The sequence below is a fragment of the Reichenbachiella ulvae genome (assembly GCF_025833875.1).
Lineage (GTDB): Bacteria > Bacteroidota > Bacteroidia > Cytophagales > Cyclobacteriaceae > Reichenbachiella > Reichenbachiella ulvae.
The window spans coordinates 789,889-814,510 of record NZ_JAOYOD010000001.1 but is presented as its reverse complement, the minus strand read 5'-3'; the positions used below and the strand labels follow the sequence as shown (position 1 = coordinate 814,510).

Genomic DNA, 24,622 nt, shown 5'->3' with positions numbered 1-24,622 from the left:
TCGACATTCGATACATGAAAAAGTACGCCATCATAGTAGCTGGAGGATCAGGCAGCCGAATGCAATCTGAGCTGCCCAAGCAATTCCTTGTACTTTCCGGCAAGCCCATTCTCTTGCATACTTTGGAAGCCTTTCACCTCTTTGATTCTGAGATGGAACTGATCGTTGTGCTGCCCGAAACGCACTCTGATACCTGGGAGCTATTAAAAAAGGAACACCAGTGCAATATCCCACACATGACCATCCAGGGAGGCGACACAAGATTTGACTCTGTACAGAATGGTCTATCATCAATTATTGACCAGGAAGGATTGGTAGCTATACATGATGGCGCTAGACCATTGGTATCTCCTCAAGTCATCGCCAGAACTTTTGAATCTGCAGAAAAGAATGGAAATGGTATCGCTGCTGTTGCACTCAAGGACTCATTGAGGACTATGGTCGCTGGAGAAAACCAAGCAGTGGACAGGTCCTCCTACCTAGCTATACAAACGCCTCAAACCTTCAGACTGGATTTGATCAAATTGGCTTTTGATAAAGCCCAAGGGAACGCATTTACTGATGATGCCAGCGTAGCGGAAGCAGATGGAAGAAAAATTCATCTGGTAGAAGGGGACTATGCAAACATCAAAGTGACAACCCCCGAAGATTTAGTGATAGCAGAAGCACTTCTGAAACACCACAAACAATAATGCCCAACAACTATTGTCGTTAGGCATTTATATCTTTCTGAACGTGATTATCTCTTAATACTCGTCCTCATTAAAGAAGAAATCTTCTTTAGTTGGATAATCAGGCCATATCTCTTCAATGTTCTCGAAGGGCTGACCATCATCTTCTAATTCCTGAAGGTTCTCAACTACTTCCAATGGAGCTCCAGAACGAATTGAGTAATCTATCAACTCATCTTTTGAAGCAGGCCAAGGAGCATCTTCCAGGTATGACGCCAATTCTAATGTCCAATACATATTACATCCCTTATTTTAGTGGTTCCTAAATTTCGTCGAGTAAAACCGAATTTCACACCGACTTTTCATATATCCGCGATAATATAAAAATTATTACGAATTATGGAATTTTATATTATAAATTCTCAAGCAAAAACGCAAATCTCTTTTGCTTTGTTTCCAGAATTGATTGAGAAGAGGAAAGATTATTTGATTTTGGCCTGAATATCTTTAAGAATGGACCGCTTAATTGCTACTTTCTCTTGCTGTGTTTTCAGTTTAGACTCTAACATATCTACGAACGATCCCTTATTGATATGCATCTTGTCCATATTCTCCTTAAAGGAGGCCAATTCGCTTTCATCTCGCCTCAAAAGATCCTTGGTCACCTTCATTAAGCCTTGAAAACGTTCCTTACCTTCTTTGGAAGCGAATCCTTTGATTTTCTTTTTTGCCAACTCTACAACAAACTGTCGTTCTTGCACTTCTCTAGATAGTGTCAAAAACTGATCATGGATCTCAGGGTTATCTTTCCTTGATAAGGGCCCACATTTCTTCCATTCAGCTTGTATACTCTTCACTTTTGGAGCTTTCTCTGATAATAGACTCTCCTCCTTCAGAGACTCAAGTTTAGCGAGAACCTCCTTGCGCTGAGCCAGACTCTCCTTCCTTGATTTATCTCTATTCTTTGAGGCTTCTTTTTGACCCTTTTTACGTTGGTCATAGTACGACTTACACTGTTGCCAGTATTCTTCATTCAATTTCTTGAATGTTTCTTCCGGAATTCTGCCAATCTCCTTCCATTCGGCCTGCAAAGCTTTCACCTCATCAAAAGATTGAGACAATTTCTTAGATTTAATGATTGCCTTAATCTTATCTATAATGGTTTGATATTCAGCAATTCGCGCATCAATCAACTCCTTTTTATCATCATCGAAGGCATTTCGCTTGGCAAAGAAACCGTCTACTCCTTCTTTGAATTTAGACTCTAATTCTTCTTTTACCTCTTCATTTGGACTCCCCGTCTTGATCCATCTAGCCTTTAGGTCTTTGATCTGCTCAAAAGCCTCCTCGATATCGTTGTTAGCTAAGATGGCTTCCAATTCCAACAACAAAGCAGTTTTGATATCAGTGTTCTTCTGACGGTTTTTAGCGACATAATCCTCCAGCATATTCACATATTGCTGAATCCTATCATTCAACCCTTGATAATCACCCAAACCTTCGTGTGCCCCTAACTGGCTCTGGATATTCAATAGACTGGACAAAAACGATCCCTTGTTACCAGAATTGTTAATTTTCTTTTCTACTACCTGAAACTTTGATTCCAGTTTGTCAAACCTCTCTTTGTAATGAGCTACGGAATCATCCGTAGAATTTCCTTCGAGCATTTTCAATTCTATCTCCTCAAAATCGCCCACTGCATTACGAAAAAGCTTACCGTCTTCTATATGTCCAAAAGGTATATCCAATGCTCTATTTCAGTTAATTAAAATCGGCTGCAAATTTAGCCATTCAAGGCAAAGACCGAATTATTTTCTACATATTTGTCGAAAAAACTGACGCAATGAGTGACGAAAAAGTAATTTTTTCAATGGCGGGAGTCAGTAAAATCTACCCTCCCCAAAAACAAGTATTAAAAAACATCTACCTATCTTTTTTCTATGGTGCCAAAATCGGGGTCCTCGGCCTCAATGGTTCTGGTAAATCCTCCTTACTTAGAATCATTGCGGGAGTAGACAAAGAATATAGAGGCGAAGTGGTCTTCTCTGAAGGTTATACCATTGGTCTTCTAGAACAAGAGCCTAAACTGGATCCTAATAAAAGTGTCCTGGAATGTGTGCAAGAAGGAGTTCAGGAAACCATGGATCTATTGGCACAATTTGAAGAAATCAACTTGAAATTTGCAGATCCGGCCGTTTTGGACGACCCAGATGCCATGGACAAACTGATGGCGGATCAAGCCAAAGTACAAGAGCAACTGGATAACCTCAATGCATGGGAGCTGGACAGCCGATTGGAAAGAGCCATGGACGCGCTAAGAACACCTCCAGCAGACGCAAAAATTGAGAACCTATCTGGGGGAGAGAAACGCCGGGTAGCTCTTTGTAGACTTTTGCTGCAAGAACCAGATGTATTGCTACTGGATGAGCCTACCAACCACCTCGATGCGGAGTCTGTCCACTGGCTGGAGCAACATTTGAATCAGTACAAAGGAACTGTCATAGCTGTAACTCACGACCGTTACTTCCTGGACAATGTAGCAGGCTGGATTCTAGAATTGGATCGTGGAGAAGGTATTCCCTGGAAAGGAAATTACTCTTCGTGGCTGGAGCAAAAGCAAAAACGTCTGGAGCAAGAAGAAAAGACAGAGTCTAAAAGACAAAAAACCCTTCAGCGAGAACTTGAGTGGGTACGAATGGCTCCAAAAGGTCGTCAGGCTAAAGCCAAGGCTCGCTTGAGTGCTTATGACAAACTCGCAGGTCAGGATGCGGCAGAGAGAGAAGCCAAACTAGAGCTCTACATCCCTGCTGGAGAAAGGTTAGGATCTAAAGTGATCGAGGCGGAAAACGTATCAAAATCATTTGGTGACAAGCTGCTTTATGAAAACTTAAATTTCTCCCTACCACAAGGAGGAATCGTGGGGATCGTAGGCCCTAACGGTGCAGGTAAAACTACCCTTTTCAACATGATCACAGGAAAAGAGACGCCCGATACGGGAACTTTTGATATTGGTCCAACAGTTAAAATCGCATATGTAGATCAGGAGCATGATAATTTGGATCCAGACAAGACCGTTTGGGAGACCATATCAGATGGCAATGAATTGATCGACCTGGGTGGCAGACAAATCAATTCCAGAGCTTATGTTAGCAAATTTAACTTTGGAGGTGGCGACCAGGGCAAGAAAGTCGGTAACCTATCTGGTGGGGAAAGAAACAGGGTACATTTGGCTATGACGCTTAAGCAAGGAGCGAACTTACTCCTGCTCGATGAGCCAACGAACGACCTGGATGTAAACACTCTAAGAGCGCTAGAAGAAGGTTTGGACAATTTTGCAGGATGTGCTGTAATCATCTCTCACGATAGATGGTTTTTGGATCGTGTATGTACTCATACTCTGGCATTCGAGGGAGACAGTCAGGTGGCCTTTTTCGAAGGTAGCTTCTCTGAATATGAAGAAGCCAAAATCAAAAGACTGGGACAGACGGAACCCAAACGAATCAAATACAAAAAGCTTCAGTAAGTAACTAGAGGCTGTCTCAAAAGGTTCGAAAAAAACTTGTCACATTGAGCTTGTCGAAATGTACCTTTGAAAGGTAAATTAATGTTTCGACTTGGCTCAGCATGACAATGAAAGTCTTTTGAAACAGCCTCTTTTTATTTCTTAATTATGCTCTCGGCTATCTACTATCCTCTCCTTCCAGGCCTGTCGATCTAGTTCTAGTTTTAGAATTTCCTTTTCATTCAAATCAATTCGGATAAGCGACTCAATATCAGGCTGACCCGCATCCACCCAGCAAGTCAACCAAATATCTCCTATCCTCTTTATACTTGCTCGCATCTGTCTTTCCACCATCCCGTTGAGGCGTTGATGGTAGGCCTTTGCATATCTCTTGGAATAGACTTTGACTGTCTGAGCCCCGCGTTGCTCGTAGGAATATTTTTTGCTTTCCGGAAAATGCATAGACAAGTCCTTTTCAAATCCCAAAACAGAATCGAGAGCCAAATGAGCCTGAGCGACTCCTTCCCATACATACTCCTGAACATCCCTCACATATTCAGCCCTCCCAACGAAAAAATTGTAATCCTCATCCATTAACTCAGGTAAGCGAGACTCCCAAAACCCATGTATCCCATACTGCCCGGTCAACTGCCCATTGTAATTTTCGGTCGTATGCAGTGGCACATTAGAATCAGCGATGTAGTGTCCTATGTCAGAGGAATACCGAAGTATTTTTACCAAATCCCGTTCCTCAAAAGCTTTAGTTAATTGCCATTTCATCAGATTGATATGCCAGGGTACGATTCCATAGGCCTGCAAAGTATCCTCACTATACTCAGCCACAGCACTGTCCCATCGATGCGGTACCACGTCCAGCGCATCCTCGCCATACACATCCAGATCGATGTAATGCCTGGCGGCTTCATAATCGACCGCATACCTTCTTTTATCTGGATTAACGGCATTTTCGGTAATGAAATCGATGTGCTTTTTATAAAAATCGATCAAAGGTGGCGGTAGCGTAAACACTGCAAGCCGGTTGATCTTTTGGTGCGCATGGAAGCCCCAATTCAAAGAGTGCGCTTGAGATATCAACAAAAAAGACAGGAACAATAGGCTGGTTAGTAACTTCTTCATTTCGGTTTGGTTTGTTTCAATTTACTATTTCTCAAGGAAAATCAATTTCTCTTTCTTGATTTTCTAAAGAAACACTAACATTGGGCATGAAATTGAGAAGCATATTCCAACTGCTCGTTCTAAGTCTAATATTGAGCTCATGTATTACTCTCAAATACAGCTTGAATGGCAAAAAAGTCAGCAAGCAAATAGAAAAAGAAGCTCCGCTAAATGGTCACTTCACCGGTTTCATTCTGCATGATCCCGCCACAAATAAGAATTTAATAGAGGTAAACCCTGACAAGTATTTCACGCCTGCCTCTAATGCAAAACTCATTACCTTTTTCGCTAGTTTGGTTTCTTTAGGTGACTCGATTCCAGGACTAAAATATCAAATCAAGAATGACACTCTGTATTTTGCAGGAACAGGGGATCCTACTTTCCTGCACCCAGATTTTGACAATCAGCGAGCCTACGATTTTCTTCTCAATTCTGATCTACATCTTGCCTATGTGAGTCCTGATTTTCAAGACGACCCTTTTGGACCGGGCTGGACCTGGGAAGATTATGAATATTACTATCAGATGGAGAGGTCTGGCTTCCCTATCTACGGCAATGCGATCCATTTCGTATATGATACCGCGCAAAACAAGTTTAATGTAGTTCCAGAATTCTTCAATGATTTTGTTCAGTTGCATGAGAGTTATGACAAAACCTACCGCCATACTCGAAATCTCGACAACAACATATTTCACTTCGCACCAGACACTGCCAGATCTGCATACAAAAACAGAGTACCATTCAAGTGGTCTAATGAGCTCAATTTGGCTCTTTTAAAGGATACCTTAGCTAAACCAATATATTGGGCGAGAGATTTCGAATTTACTGCTCCCCAGCTTTTGTACTCTGTATCTGCCATAGACCTCTACTACCTGATGCTCCAACGCAGCGACAACTTTATTGCCGAACAATTGGCCTATATAGCGACGCAGGAAATGGGAATCGATATGTCTTCAACCTACTTTAGAAATCGAGTCTTATCTAAAGAACTATACCCCTATCGCGATCAGTTGATATGGAAAGACGGGTCTGGTTTGTCCCGATACAATCTGGTCACGCCCAGTTTTATGATTTCACTATTGAAAGAGACATTAAAAGTAATCCCAATGGATGATTTCAAATCATTACTACCAAAGGGTGGGTATGAAGGTACGATCCGCAACTGGTACAAGCCAGAACCCGGACAACCGCCATATGTCTTTGCGAAAACAGGAACGCTTAGTAGTAACCACAACTTGACTGGCATCATCCGCACCCAATCAGGTAAGGATCTGCTCTTCACTTTCATGAACAATAATTATAAAAGCAGCTCCTATCCTGTAAAGAAAGAAATGGAGAAAGTTCTGAAGTTGATTTACGAAAAATATTAAGGAAGCTGATACAGCTAACTTGACAATATTCTTCTAACAACTCTTCAATTCCCATTCTTGCATGTCCTGGAAAGCAAGCCATTTCATGATTTCTCTCCATTTCTTCGCCGTTCATCCTACCCCTTCTCCCTTATAATAAAAAAATGATTGTACATACAACTATCTTAGTCTAGTTTCGTACCCAATCAAGAATATGACGAGCGCAATCAATCAATTAGACAATACCATATTACCCTGGCTAGGCAAAGCAAATAAAGCGATCGACCTATTTATTTCAGACACCTTCATGCTTCACGGAATGGAATTGACAAAAGCTCAATTTATCATTCTAAAAGTGCTTTGTAGAAAAGATGGTATCCCTCAGAATGAATTGGCATTTGTCACCGATAGGGACAAAACCTCTCTAACTCGACTGATAGCGACTATGGAGAGAAAAAATCTGATTCGAAGAGAGCATGACCAAAATGATAAAAGAATCAATCACGTTTTCATTACCTCAAAGGGTAAAACAGAAATAAACAATGCACTACCGGCTATCATGAAAGTGGTGGAGTCGGTACAGAAAAACATAAGTAGGGAAGAATTGAACACAACTATTAAGGTTCTTGGCAAGATCAAGGACAACTTAATGGTACAAGAAACACAAGACAAGGAATAATCTAGGACATGAAAAGAAAAGTTATCATAGTAGGATCCGCACTGGCACTTTTTGTTGGTGGTTTTTTCGGAATGAAATTTATCGCTGGTTCGAAAAAAGACCCGCGTAAGGCCGCAGAGAAAACCATTACAACCATTTTCACTCAAAAGGTTGAAAACAAGAGTATCCCCATCCACATCATCGAAAGTGGTAGATTGGTAGCCAAAAACAAAGCAGATATCTACGCTGAAGTTCAAGGCGTAATGAAGCCAACTAGAAAAGACTTCAAAACAGGTGTTAGATTTAGAAAAGGCGATATACTGGTTCATATTAGCAGTGGGGATGCCTATGCCCGACTGCAAGCACAAAAGAGTCAATTACAAAACCTGGTGACCAGTATATTACCAGACTTGAGAATCGACTACCCTGACGCGTATGAAAAATGGAATAAATATGTCTCTGATTTTGATATAGAAAAAGGAGTAGCCCCTCTACCTGAAACCTCTTCAGCTAAGGAGAAATATTTCATTACAGGCAAAAACATTTACACGACTTATTACACCACTAAAAATCTGGAAATTATTCAGAGCAAATACGTCATAAGAGCCCCATTCAATGGGATTTTGACTGACGCACTTGTTAACCCAGGAACTGTGATTCGTACGGGCCAAAAATTAGGTGAATTCATAGACCCCTCAGTCTATGAAATGGAAATCGCCATTAGTCATTCTATGATAGACGCCCTAAACTCTGGACAAGCAGTAAGAATCACCGATCCTAACGCACCAGAAAAAAGCTGGCAGGGAAAGGTAACACGAGTCAATGGAAAAGTGGATGCAACCACACAAACTGTAAAGATCTACATCGAAGTAAAAGGTGAGAACCTGAAGGAAGGGCTTTATCTGGAAGCTCATATCGACGGACAAAACGTAAACAATGCTTTTGAGTTTGATCGCAAACTGTTAGTAGAAGGATCTAAGATCTATGGAGTAAAAGATGGAAAGCTCTATCTGACTCCTGTCGAGATTTTGCATAAAACACAGTCAACTGTAGTGGTTTCCGGACTGAAAGACGGTGAGGAAATCATAGCCAAGCAAGTACCTGGAGCATATGAAGGGATGGAAGTTAAAGTGTACAGCGAAAAGTAAAAGCCATGCAAAAAATCATAGATCATTTTATTAAGTATCCTGTCGCAGGATGGGTAGTTGTGATTGGCTTTGTATTTTTAGGATACATTGGCTTTTCAGGCTTAACCTCCTCATTCTTCCCCTTGGTGGAAAGCAGGGACATCACTATCAACGTCACCTACCCTGGTGCCTCTCCACAAGAGATGGAAGAAGGGATCGTGTTAAAAATAGAAGACAACATCAGAGGTTTAGTGGGAATCGACCGTTTCACCTCTACCTCTTCAGAGAACAGCGCTTCTATTCGTATCGAAGTACTGAAAGGCTATGACATAGATGCTGTATTGGCGGATGTCAAAAATGCAGTCGATAGAATTCCTTCATTCCCAGTGGGTATGGAGCCACCAGTGGTATCAAAAGGCATTTTCATTACAGAAGCCATATCCATGACGTTGAGTGGAGAGAATATCCCTTTGACCTCACTCAAACAAATGGCCCGAGATGTAGAAACAGACCTGAAAAACACAGAAGGCATATCTCAAGTGGAAGTCAGTGGATATCCTGAAGAAGAAATTGAAATTGCGGTAAGTGAGGATAAGCTTAGGGCTTATGATCTTACCTTTGAGGAGGTCGCAAGAGCGGTTTCAAATACAAATATTCTGGTAACAGGCGGTACCATCAAGACCCCTACAGAAGAATACCTGATTCGTGTGAGCAACAGATCCTATCATGGCAATGAGCTGGACAACATCATCGTAAAGGCAACAGAAAGCGGCGATCAAATCAGATTAGGAGACATTGCTGATGTGCGAGATCGATGGTCAGAAAATCCCGACCGACTTTACCTCAATGGCCAACAAGCGGTCAGAATTCAAGTAAACGCCACCATTTCTGAGGATTTGATTGATGTAGCGGACAAAACCAAAGCCTACATCGAAACATTCAATGAATCGAATGAAAATGCGCATATCGATATCACAAGAGACTCTTCCATAACCATCGTTCAGAGATCTCAATTGCTATTGGAAAACGGGATTGTAGGAATGGCCCTCGTACTCTTCTTCCTGGCCATTTTTCTTAAACCAAGACTGGCTTTCTGGGTGGCATTCGGACTTCCGATTTCATTTTTGGGGATGTTCATGTTGGTCGGATTGACCAATGTCACCATCAACGTACTATCCCTATTTGGGATGATCATTGTGATCGGTATTTTGGTAGATGATGGTATTGTAATCGCAGAAAACATTTATCACCATTTCGAAAAAGGCAAGTCGCCGATTCGTGCGGCTGTAGATGGAACTAAGGAAGTAATCCCTGCAATCACCTCCGCAATTTTGACCACATTGGTAGCTTTCTCTACCTTCTTCTTCTTAGAAGGTAGAATTGGAGAATTCTTTGGCGAAGTGGCCGTTATCGTGATCCTAACGCTCAGCGTTTCATTGATAGAGGCATTGATTATTTTACCTTCTCACGTAGCTCACTCCAAGGCACTTTCCAAAGACCAAAAGACTTACGTATTCAACCGATACGCAGAGCAGGCCATGAATTGGTTCCGAGACAAAACCTACATACCATTCCTGACCTTTTTCCTGAAGAACAGGCTTTTAGGTTTTGCCATACCAGTCTTTTTCTTGCTCCTTACACTAGGCTCTATTGGAGGCGGTATCATACGTACGACTTTCTTCCCTTCTATTGCCAGTGACAGGATTTCTATCAGTCTGAAAATGCCTCAAGGAACCCACGAATCCATCACAGATTCGATCATTACGGTAATTGAGGATATCACTTGGGAAGTAGCTAAGGATTTTGATCAAAGACAAGAAAAAGATGCTGTGGAGACAGTGATTCGTCGCATAGGCCCAGGATCTTCTACTGCATCGCTATACATCAACCTGCTACCGGGTGAAGAAAGAGAATTTCCATCCTTCGAGATGTCTACGGCCATTCAACAAAAGGTAGGTCCGATCCATAGTGCCGAAAGTGTAGTGTATGGATCAGGTGGAAACTTCGGCGGTATGCCTATTTCTATCTCCTTGTTGGGTGACAACATTGAGGAACTGAAAGGAGCAAAAAATCTACTGAGAGGCTACCTACAGGACAATGCACTCCTCAAAGACATTCAGGACAATGACCCACAGGGGATTAAAGAAATCACGATCACCTTGAAAGACAAGGCTTATGCCCTAGGATTCAATCTTAGAGATGTAATCAATCAGGTTCGATATGGATTTTTTGGCTTTCAGGCACAAAGATTCCAAAGAAGAAGAGACGAAATCAAGGTTTGGGTACGCTATGACAAAGAAGAACGATCTTCCATCAAAAACCTGGACGACATGCGAATAGTGAGCCAGACAGGCGAAAGAGTGCCTCTACGCGAAATAGTCAACTATGAGATCAAACGTGGTGAAGTATCCATCAATCACCTCAATGGTAAAAGAGAAATCAGAGTTGACGCGGACCTGAAAGATCCAAAAACCAGTGCCACAGACATCATGATCAAAGCACGTCAGGATTTGGTACCAGAGATGAAGGCACAGTTTCCAAGCGTAACTCCGGTCTTTGAAGGTCAGAATAGAGAAGCAAACAAAACGACCAGCTCTGCAGGAAAAGTCATTCCGATTATCTTCTTCTGCATCTTCGTGATCATAGCCTTTACATTTAGGTCTATTAGCCAGCCTGTGAACCTATTGCTGATGATTCCTTTCAGTTTGATTGGAGTAGCCTGGGGACACTGGATACATGATTTCTCCATCAACATCCTATCCTTCCTGGGCATCATCGCACTGATCGGGATTGTAGTTAATGATGGTTTGGTATTGATTGGAAAAATGAATGGCTACCTCAAAGAGGGAATGCAATTCGATGCAGCTCTGATTGCAGCAGGAAAGTCTCGTTTCCGTGCCATATTCCTTACCTCCATAACAACAGTGGCAGGCTTGGCACCTTTGATATTCGAAAAGAGCCGTCAGGCTCAATTCCTTATCCCGATGGCCATCTCGATCGCCTACGGTATCATGATGGCAACAGTTTTGACACTAGTCATGCTACCCTTGATGCTATCGGTAGGCAACTCGATCAAAACCAACTGGCTATGGCTATGGGAAGGCAAAAAGCCTGGAAAAGAAGAAGTAGAAAGAGCAGTGAAAGAATTAGAAGTAGAAAATGGGCAACACAGTGAATAAAATAGCAATCCTAACGATTTTAAGTCTGGGACTACTCTCAAAGGGTTTTGCCCAGGAAATACTGAGCAAAGCAGATGCGGTTTCGATAGCATTGGAAAACAACTTTGATATCAGAGCATCCAATAATGATCTCGAAGTAGCTGAGAACAATGCGAGTGTATTGAATAGTGGGTATTTGCCCAATGTTACGGGAAATGCAGGTGCGAATTATTCTTTATCCAATTCAGACCTTACTTTTTCAGGGGATTCAAGTATTTCTATTAATAACATAAGCAGTTCTAGTCAAAATGCCTCGATCAATATGGATTACATCTTGTTCGATGGTATGGGCAGAATGTATAACTACAAAATCCTGCAAAACACCTATCAGCTCAGCGAAACCGCGACCCGATTGGTTATGGAAAACACATTGATCAATTTGTTTGGTTCCTATTATGAAATCGCAAGACTGACAGAAAATCAGGAAACGCAAAAGGAATCTTTGGATATCTCCAGGGATCGATTGCAAAGAGCGGAATATGGCTTTGATTATGGTCAGAACACCAAATTGGATGTACTCAATGCTGAAGTAGATTACAATAACGATAGCATAGACTACCTGACTATTACTCAGCAACTACGAAACCAAAAACGCAACCTGAACTTACTGATGGGGAGAGATGTAAATGTAGGGTTTGAAGTGGATACCACTTTGACATTCGACCAGCTGACTTACCCTGAGTTGGAGCAGTTAGCCTTCGAAAACAACGCAACTGTTCTTCAAGAAAAAGGAAGTCTGCAAAGCGCGAAGTACGAGATAGAAGTGGCTCGCTCATCTGTCATCCCAAAAATTGGCATAAGTGCTTCCTATGGATACAATAAGAATATCTTTCCGCCGGGCAATGTTCTTTCGGAAAATCAGTCGCTGACTACCAATGTTGGTGCTTCACTCACTTGGAACATCTTCGATGGCGGTAGATCTAACGTACAACGGCAAAACAGTAGATTGGCTTATGAGAATCAAAGGATATCACTAGAGCAAGCCGAGCTTACATTGGAAACCCAACTACAAAATGCCTGGACGATTTACCAAACGGCATTATTCGTGATGCAAGCAGAAGCCAAAAACCTTCAAACAAACCAACTCAACTTTGACCGGTCCAAAGAGCAATATGAGTTGGGTCAGATTACCTCTATTGTTTTCAGGCAAGCACAGCAGAACCTGTTGACTGCTAACCTGAATTACAATCGGGCCAAATACAGTGCAAAGAATGCCGAATTGGCATTGCTTCAATTGAGCGGAACGCTGCTGCAAGCAGACTTCTAATCTACTATTGATACGGAGAAAACTACCGTCCGTCGAATCTTTGAACCCACGGTAATTTTCTCCGTTAAGCTATTCAGGTCAAAAACTGTCATGCAAAAAAAGCTTGAAGAAAGAGTCGTATTGTTCTCCCTTTGGCTACTGATGTTTTCATCCAGTAGTCAGTTTTTCATTATGTCCCCTATCCTATCCCAAATAGGCGAACAATTGGACATTCAGGAAAAATGGTTAGGTACGCTCATTACAGCATATGCCGTTTCTTTGGCGATTATGGCACTTTTGATCGGTCCCATATCTGATCGATATGGTAGGAGAAAAATCCTTCTGTTTGGATCTGGTCTGATGTCTATTGCTTTGCTGCTTCACCCTCTGGCCTATGACTATAGCTCACTACTGATCTTGCGTATCATTGCAGGACTGGCAGGAGGTGTACTCACAGGCAGCTGTGTGGCTTATGTAGGCGATTACTTCATAGTAGCTCGCAGAGGCTGGGCCAATGGCATAGTGGCCACAGGAAGTGCCGCAGGACAGATAGTAGGCATCCCGATGGGCACCCTTCTTTCTGGCTGGATTGGTTTTTACGCACCCTTCCAGTTTTTTGGAGTGGCCATGGTAATCGCATTTTTTGTGATCTGGTTCAAAGTACCCCAACCCAAAATCAGCGGTGGACAATGCAAAATAGGGATCTGGGAAGCAAGCAAGGATTACATCAAAATCTTAAAGATTCGTGGCATCAAGTCCATCGCACTGGGCTACATCCTTTCCTTTTTCAGTATCTCGATTTTCGTTGTATACTTCCCGACTTGGCTAGAAGATTCATTTCGTATTGACAATTACAGCATTGCTATACTTTTTCTGATAGGTGGAGTTGCCACAGTACTGGCAGGCCCCCTTTCGGGCAAACTATCTGATAAAAAAGGACGGGGCTCTATTATCGTATTCACTAATCTCCTATTGGTCATAGTTATCCCATTGACCGTTTTCTTACTCAATCAATATTACCATTTCTATCCAGTAGTATTCTTCATCATTATGCTTTTGGTAGTGGCTCGTCGGGTACCTTTTCAGACCCTAGCGACTGATATAGTAGATGATGAACTAAGAGGCCGTATGATGAGTTTAACTATATCGATTGGACAAATTGGTATGGCTCTTGGCTCAGGGTTATCAGGTATAGTTTACACCCAGATTGGCTTCATTGGCAATGCTGTATTTGCCTCTATAGCCTGCTTTGCCATGGCCGCATTGATTCAAAAATATTTCCCCGAAAGCAAAAGCAAAGAATCGCTGGTCACTTCTTAAAAACACTCCTTTTTGGCTAAAAATTCCCCTACCATTAAGTGGTTTTCGTGCGGAGACTAGGTCCACTAAAACATCTCCTAACTATAGCAAAACATGAAGAACTTATTCATTTCCTAATAGTCCCTTCAACTTTTCCTCTCCCTGAAATATCAGAGCAGAATGAATGGCTGTTTTATTGATTGTCCCCATTACATGTGGGAAGCTCGCCTCTCTCGCCTCCACATACTCCCACTCTACTTTATTATCCAGATGTTTAGGATCTATAGCCAACAAAACCAATTCAGCAGAGGCTTCAAAATAGAGTTCATAGGACTTCGCTAACTCTCCTGCCACAGAACAATGAATAAACCCTTCAGATTCCAAAGAAGGATGGGAATAATTGGCATCATAGGTCTGCGACTCCCAAAATTGTCGATCTACCAGGTGAAAGATCATTTCAGTAGATGGGCGAGACTTGTTCCTTTTGCGCTGATAAAAGCGCTTGATTGCTGCTCGTAGTTTCGGATTTAGTTCCCAGAGCAAAAACACATGCTGATGTTTAGATTCTTCAATTACTAAAGCCTTCTGGCCAATAAAGCCCCAATACATCACTGCAAAAAAGAAAAAAATACTGAACAAATTCAGGTTATAATTATACCAACCCAGAGGTAAGGCCAACATAGAAAAGGAAGTTCCAATACCTCCTAACACCAGAGCAATGATCAGTTTTTTACTTTGAATCTGTAGTGATTGCGCATGACTCCATTCTATTACTGTCGATTTGCCTTTGTGAAGAATTTGTATTTTACTTGGATATAGAATCAAACGGTTTTTTATATCGCCCTCTTTCGACATAAAACACTGAAACAGAATGGGTTCTTGATAATGCATATAATTCCAAATAATATCTCACAAACTAGCACATATTGATCAATCGAATCAAATAACCAAATAATTAATATGCAGGCAAATTCATTAAACACATTGTGTTAATATTGTGCCCAAATAATGACCTTGAAGATTAAAGACATACAGGCACCTGTCTCAAATGAGATGGCTGAGTTCGAGAAACGATTCAGACAATCGATGAAGAGCAAGGTAATGCTACTTGACAAAATCATGTCTTACATCGTCAAGCGCAAGGGCAAGCAAATGCGCCCGATGTTCGTCTTTCTCACAGCCTCCACCGTTGGGCAAATTCAAGATTCCACCTACAGAGGCGCTTCTTTAATTGAGCTGCTTCATACCGCCACTCTAGTACACGACGATGTGGTAGATGAATCGACCTACCGCCGAGGTTTTTTCTCGGTCAATGCTTTATGGAAAAACAAAATCGCCGTTTTAGTAGGTGATTTCCTCCTATCTAGAGGCATGTTACTTTCAATCGATCATGGAGATTTCGACCTATTGAAAATCGTATCTGAGGCGATAAGGGAGATGAGTGAGGGAGAAATCCTCCAGATGGAAAAGGCCAAAAGACTTGACATCACTGAAGAGGTCTACTACGAAGTGATAAGACAGAAGACAGCCAGCTTGATCACAGCATGCTGCAAGGTAGGCGCTGCGTCTACTGGTGCAGATGCAGAAACCATCACTAAGCTGGGTGAATTTGGAGAAAAAGTTGGAATGGCATTTCAGATCAAGGACGACCTATTTGACTATGGTACGCAAGAAATAGGCAAACCATTGGGTATAGACATCCGAGAGAAAAAGATGACGCTACCGCTTATCCATGCACTGAATGAATCTAGCTGGTCCGAAAAACGCCACATCATCCATACGATCAAAAAGCACAACGAAAACACCAAGAAGGTGAATGAGGTGATACAGTTCGTGATAGAAAAAGGTGGACTAGAATATGCCGAAGGTGTGATGAACCGCTACCACAAGGAAGCCATCGAGATCCTACACAGCTTCCCCGATTCTGAGGCCAGGCAATCCCTGGAACAGCTCGTCCAGTTCACTATCGAGCGAACTAAATAAGTAATCACCTACTTAAGATCTAAAACCGACATTGAGATTCAGGCACAAAAAAAGCCATTCGCTTTGCAGCAAATGGCTTTCTGATTTTATTTCAGGATCTTAGTCCTTTTTCTTTTCTGGCTTTGGCAAGATCGCCTTTCTAGACAACCTGAACTTACCAGTTTTCTTATCGATTTCGATCAATTTCACTTTTACTTCCTCACCGATCTCCATGATACCGTCCATTTTCTCGACGCGTTCCCACTTGATCTCTGAGATGTGAAGCAAACCATCTTTACCAGGCATGAACTCGATGAAAGCTCCAAATGGCTGAATCGATTTCACCTTACCTACATAGATCTCACCTTCTTCTGGCATAGCCGTGATGTTGTTGATTCTTCTGTAAGCATCCTCCATGGCCTTGCCATCAGTAGCAAAAATGCTAACGATACCGTTTTTGTCATCCTCATCTACCGAGATAGTAGCTCCAGATTCTTTTTGGATCTCCTGAATGATCTTACCACCTGGTCCGATTACAGCACCAATCAACTCTTTAGGTATTCTTACTACCTTAGATCTTGGAGCATGAGATTTCAAATCAGCTCTTGGCTCAGAAAGTGTTTCCTTGATTTTACCCAGGATATGCTCTCTACCTGCTTTCGCCTGCATCAAAGCTTCTGTCAATACTTCGTATGACAAACCATCAACTTTGATATCCATTTGACAAGCAGTGATACCTTCGTCAGTACCTGTTACTTTGAAGTCCATGTCACCCAGGTGATCTTCATCTCCCAAAATATCTGAAAGAATCGCATACTTTCCAGTTTCAGAATCAGAAATCATCCCCATAGCGATACCTGATACTGGTCTTTTCAATGGTACACCTGCATCCATCAATGCCAAAGCACCCGCACATACAGTCGCCATCGAAGACGAACCATTTGATTCCAAAATATCAGAAACTACACGGATCGTGTATGGATTCTCATCGTCTGGAGGAAGCATAGGCTTCAACGCTCTCCAAGCCAGGTTACCATGACCTACTTCTCTACGTCCAGGACCTCTGTTTGGTCTTACCTCTCCTGTAGAGAAGCCTGGGAAATTGTAGTGAAGGATGAATTTGTTATAACCAGAATGAACAGCACCATCGATCATTTGCTCGTCCATCTTAGTACCCAATGTCACAGAAGTCAAAGACTGAGTCTCCCCTCTTGTAAACACAGCTGAACCGTGAGCAGAAGGAAGGTAATCTACCTCACTCCAGATAGGTCTGATTTCGTCTAACTGACGACCATCCAATCTTACTCTTGTGTCAAGTACGCAGTTTCTAATTGCTTCTTTTTCCGTTTTGTGGAAATACTTGTTGATCAAGAAATCGCTGTATTCCTCACCTTCTGGCAATTCTGGAAGAGACTCTATGTATTCATCTTTTATCGCAGTAAGCTTCTCTTTTCTTAATGCTTTATCAGCGATACCTTCTTTGGCTACTGCGTAGATTTTGTCATAAGTCTTGGCTTTGATATCTGCAGCCAATTCCTCATCATGAGTCTCGTGATTGTACTCTCTCTTTACCAACGAACCAACAGCCTCTGCCAATTCTACTTGCAGCGCACATTGCTCTTTGATGGCATCATGGGCCGCTTTGATCGCACCGATCATAATATCTTCTGATACCTCATGCATTTCACCTTCCACCATCATGATGTCAGTAGCAGATCCTGCAATGATCATATCCAATTCAGCCCCTTCTAAAGCAGCTTTAGTAGGATTGATTAGGTATTCACCCTCCTTGTAAGCAACTCTTACTTCAGAAATAGGCCCGTTGAAAGGAATGTCAGAAACTGAAATAGCAGCCGAAGCAGCCAATGCAGCCAATGCATCTGGTAAATCCCCATCTCCCAATGAAATCAACTGAATGAAAACCTGCGTATCTGCATGGTAGTCATCTGGAAACAAAGGTCTCAGTGCTCTATCCACCAATCTACAGATCAATACTTCCTGATCTGACAATCTACCCTCTCTCTTCAAAAAGCCACCTGGTATTTTACCAGCCGAAGCAAACTTCTCCTGATAGTCTACAGACAAAGGAAGGAAGTCCACATCGTCTTTCGCATCCTTAGAGGATACTACTGTTGCGAGCAACATGGTGTTGCCCATTTTCAATACTACAGAACCATCAGCCTGCTTGGCCAATTTACCGGTTTCTATAGTAATCTCTCTGCCGTCACTTAATTTGACGGACTTAGTTACTACGTTTAATGACATAAAAAATGCTTTAAATTTTGACTAATTGAATTGAGTGTGAGTGATGTCAAAATTTCAATAAAAAGGAGTGAGAAAGTAACAAGAAAGGGAATCCATATCATGAATTCCCTTTTTGCGCATAATCTTATTTTCTAATGCCCAGATCAGCAATAGTTGCTCTGTAGCGTTCGATATCGTTTTTCATTAGGTAGTCGAGCAATTTTCTTCTCTTACCTACCAATCTCAAAAGACCCTTTCTAGTAGAGTGATCTTTTTTGTGCGTCTTCAAGTGCTCGGTCAAATGCGTGATTCGGTAAGTGAAAAGCGCGATTTGTGATTCCGCAGAACCTGAATCCGTTTTCGACTTCAACCGACCATGATTTGCAAACAACTCTTGTTTCTTTTCTGTTTCTAAATACATGACTAGTAAAAAGTTTACTTAATTATTTTATTAAAGCTGCAAAGCTAGATAAATCCCTATTAATAACCTATGATCGCTTCAAACTAAATTTTGACCAGAAATCCCCTCTGCCCTTCCATGCTCTCATCGCTCTTTCTATCAGCACATTGTAGAAGTCTGTATCAAACAATTTGGCATCCTTCCAGGCCTGAACCAAAAAGAGAACTCCAAAAGGTAGCAGTACCGCATTGGCCATCCATGCAGCGATCATTCCATCTACGATACCTCCCTTGGCCCATTTGTCGCTAGCACTGGTGAAGACATAAAAGATGATAAAGAAAATCACCCCAACGATCACGGGCAATCCAAGTCCTCCTCTCTTAATAATCGCTCCCAATGGCGCACCTATGAGAAACATAATGATACAGGCGAAAGACTGTGCATACTTTTTATACTTCTCCACCGTATGAGAATCTATGGCTCGTTGGAAATACTCCGTTCGATTGATAGAACTATTAAAAGAAGTTTTAATTCCACGAGCAATACTCAGTGCTTTGGTATAAGCCTGCTTGGATTTATCTGCAGACATAAAGAAAGTATCTATCTCCGCCTTGACCGTATCAATTTGATCAAGGGCTAAAAACAAAGAATCATTTTTAAGTTTTTTCTTCTCTTTGTTTTCTAAAAACTTAAGCGTTTGCTGAATAGAACTTTCGTTTTCAATTGCTCGAGAAGGCAGACTAGCGGTAACAGACGATTTTATATTACTTGGAATCTTAGACAAAGGAGCTGCGCCACTATCTACTGCATTCCTTCTGGCCAAAACGATAGAGTCTAACTCTTCAGGAGTTTTTGTTGTCAGGGCTTTCAAACTATCTTTTTGCTGATTGGCAGATCTTATAGAATCCCTAAAAATCTGCTTTTCCAACAAACGCTCATTGGGCGGGATATACCCCCCCATAATCAGTCGATAGCTAGTCCCAACTGAGCTATACAACTTGAAATGCACTTCAGATTGATCGAGAGCCATAGAGTCTATACTCTCTCCGAGCTCATTTACACTTTTCATGTAACGATTACCAGAAAACAAATCCATATCTGTCCTGTCCAAATCAAATGACGCCAAACTAAAAACGATGTCCATTCGTCCAAAATTGGTTCGGATAAATTGTGGGATTTCATTCTTGCGAGATTCCTTGGTTTCCTCCTCCACATAATAATTACCATTGTACAGCTCCATCATCAGATACCTATCATTGATGAATGTGTACATCCTACAAGAGTCCGCCAGAATGATTTTTTTGTTTCCATTAGAGTTCGTGTGATCATAGATAACCACGTCAGACATAGCTACACCATCCTTGTGCTTTTTACTCACCTTGATGCTGTATTTTGGAATCCCATCGTAGAATTGCCCTTCTCTCAAGTCCAATGCAGGTTTTTGCTGCTTGATATCATAGAGCAAACTATAGGCTCTTAGATTAGCATGAGGAACAAGATAATTGTTTATAAAAAAAGCTGCGATAGCTATAAATATGACAAAAACAAAGGTTGGAAGAAGTACCCTCGGAAGTGAAATCCCGGCACTCTTAATAGCTGTCAGTTCAAAATGCTCACCCAATTTACCATAGGTCATCAGTGAGGAAATCAATATCGCCAAAGGCAAAGCCATCGGCACCATATTGATACTGAAATACATCATCAACTCACCAAAAACACCAATCCCCAAATCCTTCCCGATGAAGTCATCGAAATATTTGAGCATATACTGAATGAGCAGAATAAAGACCGCTACCAAAAAGGTCAAAATAAATGGCCCGATGAAAGATTTTAAAATGAGCTTATCAAGCTTTTTCATGCGATGTGTTGTTCTTCACTCAATACTATGCTACCTGCAGGTCTTCTAAACTTCGTTCTTTTGGCAAAGTCGATTACAAAGAAGACGAGAATAATTAGAAACAGTAGGGCTATTAATAGAAATATTTTCTTCGATCGCTTCATAGTGTCATTCCAATCTTTGGGAAGGCAAATTTCATATTTATACCCCTAAATCAAAACCATAGTTTCGACATCTATCTCAATTTATGCCCCAAGACTTAAGCGAAAAACGAGCCAAAGAACTCTAATCCGCTGAATTCTAACAAAATAAAATTGAGTGTTTAAATTATTTATAATGATTATTAGCATTTAGCTTTATATATTTGAGAGTTACACCTAGCTAAATTCGAGAAAAAGACACTAGACTTAATGACTGCCATTGCTTCAAACAGAAGACTGGATGCATTGCTTAAGAAGTCATTTGCCCAAAGGGTAAGTGACCTTCCCAGCGCCATTCAAATTGCTCAGAAGGTGATCAATCGTTGTGCCCTTAACTACGACGATTACCATCAGGCCTATGCCAATTGCTATTTGGGTTATTATTATATGATTTTGAGTGACACCACTCAGAGTGAGTACTACACTCAAAAAGCACTCAGTTATTTTGAGAAAAATCATATAGATGATGGCATGGCCATGTGTTATTACACCCTTGGCAGTACACTTTACAAAACTGACAATTATCACAAGGCACTAAAATACCTCCTCGAAAGTCATGCCCTTTTCATTCAATCCGAAGACTTATTTGGGCAATCAAGAGCACTTAAGGCCATTGCTTCTATTTACGAACTGTTTCAGGATTATCAAAAAGCAGAACAGACCTACCATAAGTGTATCGAAGTTTCGAAGCTCAACAATGATGATAACGGGATCTCAAACGCCTATAACCCACTATCGGGTATCTACCTGAAAAACGGCAAGATTGACCTGGCAGAAAAGACCATCAAAAAAAGCATAGAGCTAAAAAAAGAAACCAAAGACAAAAGAGGTCTTGGCTATGGCTATTATGGTCTGGGCAAAGTAGAATTGGCCAAAAGCAATTATAACACGGCCGAAAAACTTTTCTTAAAAGGTAAAGAAATCCATTCTGAGATGGGTGATCAAATAGGTCAAATGATGGCCTTCAACAAATTGGGCATCCTATATTTCAGAACCAACAACATCGGACAGGCCAAAATAGCGCTACATGAAAGCTTAAAGATTGGAAAGGTTTCAAGACATTTCCTCCTGTTGTACAAAGCCTATCATGTACTGTACGAAATCGCCAAATCAGAAGGGCGATCAGAAGATGCATTGGAATACCTGGAAGGCTACACAGAATACAAAACCCAGGTAGAGAAAAAAGAAACCAAAAACGTCATCAGCTCGATCAAATCGCTATCTGAAATGGAGATGATCGAAAAAGAAGCGATCTGGCAAAAAGCCATCAACGAGAACATAGAAAAGAAAAACAAGGAATTGGACACCTTTGTTTACAAGGTTGCTCATGACCTGAGAGGACCCATTTCTTCGCTGATGGGACTTTACAACATAGTAGAGCATGACATCTCAGACGAAAAACCAATGGAGTATTTCGGCATCTACAACAAAGAGATCAACAGGCTCAACACGATCGTTCTGGATTTCATCAACGTAACCCAAATCAAGGAAAAGAAACTTGAGAAGAAAAGAATCAATTTCAATGGCATCTTGGCGGACATTATCGATTCCTATCGTTTCATGGAAAACTTTGACAACTTAGAATTTAGCATCAAAGTTGACGCTGCATTGGAAATGTACAGTGACGAAAGCACCATTACCACGATTGTTCAAAACTTGATCGAAAACGCCATTAAATATTCAAAAACTGACGAAACGGGCAAGGTTAATATCAAAATCTACGGACGCAAACGGGATATGGTCATTCAGGTTCACGATACGGGTATTGGCATTGAGGAGCACAATCAACCCAAAATCTTCGACATGTTCTTCAGAGCGCACAACAACAGCAAAGGGACAGGCCTTGGTCTTTTCTTGTTGAAATCAGCGGTAGAAAAACTAAGCGGTAAAATCTCTTTTGAGAGCTTCCCAGAAATAGGGACTACCTTCAAAATTGTTTTGCCTTACTGATAACCTATATAAAGTTTCTTCTTTCCCCTTCGGTTGTACTTGTACCATTTACCCACCTCCTTACCATGGGAGTAGTTCCCTTCATAGCTGAGGCCCCCATCATCATCGAAGAATTGCCATAAACCGTCTTCCTTGTTGTTGATATAAGATCCTTTTTGGATAGGATCACCATCTTCATCATACACCTCCCAGTATCCATTGGGCTCTCCGAGTTCGTATTCACCCTTACTCTTTAACTGACCATTTGGATAGTAAGACAACCAGACGCCAGTATACAAACCATCACTATACTCCCCTTTCCGATGCAAAGCACCATTTGGATGATAATAAAAGCCACTATCCACCAGATAATCCCGACTATAGTTCTCTAAGCTCTTCAGGGTACCATCAGGATAATAAGATCTAGCCTCACCTTCTAAACTCCCCCTATCATAATGTTCCTCACTATTGATCTGTCCATTGGGATAAAAGTAAACCCAAGGACCCGTTTTAGTTCCTTCTACTAGTTCACCGACAGATTTCTTTTTACCGTCGGCATAGTAGCTCGTATCCACCTGACCTAAACAGGCATAAGGAACCCAGCATATCAGCACCAATACTCCTAACATCGAATCACGAATAACTGAATTTAAGATGCACGGGTATCCATTAATCATAAGAAATGGTTTCAAGTCCATATAATCGAAAAAGCTCAAGTATCAAGCCAAATTAAACAAGCCAACGTTTTATTACTTTATAAAAATGAGTTAAAATTGGCTTTAAGAAAATTCATAACTAACAATGATGAACGTAAGACATATACTCAACTTTTTCGCTGTTGGCGCCTTGTTATTCTTGGTAGCTGCCTGTGGAGATGACAAGAAAAAATCTAAAGGAGAGCTAGAAGCTGAAGCGGAAGTATTTGAAGAAGCTGAAAATCAACTAATTGAAGAAATAGACAAAGTAGTTCACGACATGCCTCCTCCATCGGAAGTACCTTACATGTTGATGGCTACTGGTGCGGATTTCAATGCTGACATCATTAACCCAGTAGAAAACGCAAAAAAATATTATAACTCAGCAGACAAGGCAGCGATGAATCTGGGAGCATATGCTTCAGACATTGGATACTTGTCGTCATATGACCAAGTGCAGGATGCATTGAAATACATGGAGGCAAGCCAAAAGCTCGCAGACCAAATTGGTATTTCCTCTGCCTTCGAACTAGAGATGATGGAAAGATTCGAAAAGAATCTTGGCAACAAAGACTCTTTGGCAAACCTGATCAACTATGCCATGGAGGTAGCTGAGCAAAAGCTAGAAGAAACTGACAGACTTCAAATGGTTGCATTAGTGCTTTCTGGTAGCTATATCGAAGGTCTTTATCTTTCTGTAATGGTATTGGATACTTACCCAGAAGACTTACTACCAGAAGAAAGCAAGAATTTGATTCTTGAGCCTATCGTAAGAGTAATCATCGATCAAAGAAAGTCTCTGGAAGACATCACTCAGTTGCTTAAGGATTTAGAAAGTGATCCAATCATTGCTGATGTAATCGCTGAGTTCGATATCCTAAAAGAACTTTATAAAGAAGATTTGAAAAATATTGATGAAAGAATCAAAAATCAAGATCCTACTTTGAAATTGGACAAAGAGCTTTTGGTTGATATCATCAAAGAAGTAAAAAGAATCAGAGGAGAGATGGTCCAATAATTGGCATATCATCCTATCTAAAAAAAGCATTGGGTTTTCGCTCAATGCTTTTTTTTTACACGGAGGATTATGACTTATATTTAATCCTTAA

Annotated in this window: 19 protein-coding genes; 11 read left to right on the top strand and 8 right to left on the bottom strand. The window is 41.2% G+C overall.

Annotation, left to right across the window (positions count from 1 at the left end):
- The first annotated feature begins 14 nt into the window (after positions 1 to 14).
- On the top strand, positions 15 to 692 hold the full coding sequence (locus tag N7U62_RS02970) for a 2-C-methyl-D-erythritol 4-phosphate cytidylyltransferase (protein WP_264136390.1): 678 nt from the start codon (positions 15 to 17) through the stop codon (positions 690 to 692).
- Positions 693 to 746: 54 nt separating this feature from the next.
- Here N7U62_RS02970 and N7U62_RS02965 read toward each other — a convergent pair whose 3' ends face one another.
- Complete coding sequence (locus N7U62_RS02965; RefSeq protein ID WP_073119581.1) at positions 747 to 968, bottom strand: DUF2795 domain-containing protein; 222 nt, start codon at positions 966 to 968, stop codon at positions 747 to 749.
- Between the two features lie 185 nt (positions 969 to 1,153).
- Positions 1,154 to 2,419, bottom strand: coding sequence for a DUF349 domain-containing protein (locus tag N7U62_RS02960; protein ID WP_264136388.1), 1,266 nt, complete (start codon positions 2,417 to 2,419; stop codon positions 1,154 to 1,156).
- Positions 2,420 to 2,514: 95 nt separating this feature from the next.
- Here N7U62_RS02960 and ettA point away from each other — a divergent pair, with 95 nt between their 5' ends.
- The gene (gene ettA / locus N7U62_RS02955) at positions 2,515 to 4,194 is read left to right on the top strand and encodes an energy-dependent translational throttle protein EttA (protein ID WP_264136386.1); all 1,680 of its coding nucleotides are present in this window, start codon (positions 2,515 to 2,517) and stop codon (positions 4,192 to 4,194) included.
- Between the two features lie 141 nt (positions 4,195 to 4,335).
- Here ettA and N7U62_RS02950 read toward each other — a convergent pair whose 3' ends face one another.
- Positions 4,336 to 5,310 carry a zinc dependent phospholipase C family protein gene (locus tag N7U62_RS02950; RefSeq protein ID WP_264136385.1) on the bottom strand — a complete coding sequence of 325 codons (975 nt, stop codon included), beginning with the start codon at positions 5,308 to 5,310 and terminating at the stop codon, positions 4,336 to 4,338.
- An 86-nt stretch (positions 5,311 to 5,396) separates the two neighbouring features.
- On the opposite strand from N7U62_RS02950, the gene N7U62_RS02945 reads away from it, so the two are divergent.
- The 6 genes from N7U62_RS02945 to N7U62_RS02920 all read left to right on the top strand — a co-directional run bounded on the left by N7U62_RS02945 (position 5,397) and on the right by N7U62_RS02920 (position 14,267).
- Positions 5,397 to 6,719: a D-alanyl-D-alanine carboxypeptidase gene (locus tag N7U62_RS02945; RefSeq protein ID WP_264136384.1), complete on the top strand. Its 1,323-nt coding sequence runs from the start codon at positions 5,397 to 5,399 to the stop codon at positions 6,717 to 6,719.
- A 193-nt stretch (positions 6,720 to 6,912) separates the two neighbouring features.
- Entirely contained in the window at positions 6,913 to 7,377 is a 465-nt protein-coding gene (locus N7U62_RS02940) for a MarR family winged helix-turn-helix transcriptional regulator (protein WP_264136383.1), read from the top strand.
- A gap of 8 nt (positions 7,378 to 7,385) precedes the next feature.
- Positions 7,386 to 8,504, top strand: coding sequence for an efflux RND transporter periplasmic adaptor subunit (locus N7U62_RS02935; protein ID WP_264136382.1), 1,119 nt, complete (start codon positions 7,386 to 7,388; stop codon positions 8,502 to 8,504).
- A gap of 5 nt (positions 8,505 to 8,509) precedes the next feature.
- Positions 8,510 to 11,662, top strand: coding sequence for an efflux RND transporter permease subunit (locus N7U62_RS02930; RefSeq protein WP_264136381.1), 3,153 nt, complete (start codon positions 8,510 to 8,512; stop codon positions 11,660 to 11,662).
- The gene (locus tag N7U62_RS02925; protein ID WP_264136380.1) at positions 11,655 to 12,968 is read left to right on the top strand and encodes a TolC family protein; all 1,314 of its coding nucleotides are present in this window, start codon (positions 11,655 to 11,657) and stop codon (positions 12,966 to 12,968) included. Before N7U62_RS02930 ends, N7U62_RS02925 begins: the two co-directional genes overlap by 8 nt.
- 90 nt (positions 12,969 to 13,058) lie before the next feature.
- Positions 13,059 to 14,267 (top strand): MFS transporter, encoded by a 1,209-nt coding sequence (locus tag N7U62_RS02920; RefSeq protein WP_264136379.1) that lies wholly within the window; start codon positions 13,059 to 13,061, stop codon positions 14,265 to 14,267.
- Positions 14,268 to 14,369: 102 nt separating this feature from the next.
- On the opposite strand, the gene N7U62_RS02915 is transcribed toward N7U62_RS02920, so the two are convergent.
- The gene (locus N7U62_RS02915) at positions 14,370 to 15,101 is read right to left on the bottom strand and encodes a DUF952 domain-containing protein (protein ID WP_264136378.1); all 732 of its coding nucleotides are present in this window, start codon (positions 15,099 to 15,101) and stop codon (positions 14,370 to 14,372) included.
- A gap of 153 nt (positions 15,102 to 15,254) precedes the next feature.
- On the opposite strand from N7U62_RS02915, the gene N7U62_RS02910 reads away from it, so the two are divergent.
- The gene (locus N7U62_RS02910) at positions 15,255 to 16,229 is read left to right on the top strand and encodes a polyprenyl synthetase family protein (protein WP_264136377.1); all 975 of its coding nucleotides are present in this window, start codon (positions 15,255 to 15,257) and stop codon (positions 16,227 to 16,229) included.
- A gap of 99 nt (positions 16,230 to 16,328) precedes the next feature.
- Here the strand turns inward: N7U62_RS02910 and N7U62_RS02905 are convergent, their stop codons facing one another.
- From N7U62_RS02905 to N7U62_RS02895, 3 genes are all read right to left on the bottom strand, one after another.
- A complete protein-coding gene (locus tag N7U62_RS02905; protein WP_264136376.1) occupies positions 16,329 to 18,473 on the bottom strand; it encodes a polyribonucleotide nucleotidyltransferase in 2,145 nt (714 codons plus the stop codon).
- A 124-nt stretch (positions 18,474 to 18,597) separates the two neighbouring features.
- The gene (gene rpsO / locus N7U62_RS02900) at positions 18,598 to 18,873 is read right to left on the bottom strand and encodes a 30S ribosomal protein S15 (protein WP_264136375.1); all 276 of its coding nucleotides are present in this window, start codon (positions 18,871 to 18,873) and stop codon (positions 18,598 to 18,600) included.
- Between the two features lie 67 nt (positions 18,874 to 18,940).
- Positions 18,941 to 20,710 carry an LptF/LptG family permease gene (locus tag N7U62_RS02895; protein ID WP_264136374.1) on the bottom strand — a complete coding sequence of 590 codons (1,770 nt, stop codon included), beginning with the start codon at positions 20,708 to 20,710 and terminating at the stop codon, positions 18,941 to 18,943.
- A gap of 389 nt (positions 20,711 to 21,099) precedes the next feature.
- Between N7U62_RS02895 and N7U62_RS02890 the strand changes: the two genes are divergently transcribed.
- Positions 21,100 to 22,839, top strand: coding sequence for a tetratricopeptide repeat-containing sensor histidine kinase (locus N7U62_RS02890; protein WP_264136373.1), 1,740 nt, complete (start codon positions 21,100 to 21,102; stop codon positions 22,837 to 22,839).
- On the opposite strand, the gene N7U62_RS02885 is transcribed toward N7U62_RS02890, so the two are convergent.
- Entirely contained in the window at positions 22,833 to 23,447 is a 615-nt protein-coding gene (locus tag N7U62_RS02885) for a toxin-antitoxin system YwqK family antitoxin (RefSeq protein ID WP_264136372.1), read from the bottom strand. The genes N7U62_RS02890 and N7U62_RS02885 overlap by 7 nt on opposite strands.
- 172 nt (positions 23,448 to 23,619) lie before the next feature.
- Between N7U62_RS02885 and N7U62_RS02880 the strand changes: the two genes are divergently transcribed.
- A complete protein-coding gene (locus N7U62_RS02880; protein WP_264136371.1) occupies positions 23,620 to 24,531 on the top strand; it encodes a hypothetical protein in 912 nt (303 codons plus the stop codon).
- Positions 24,532 to 24,622: the final 91 nt, after the last annotated feature.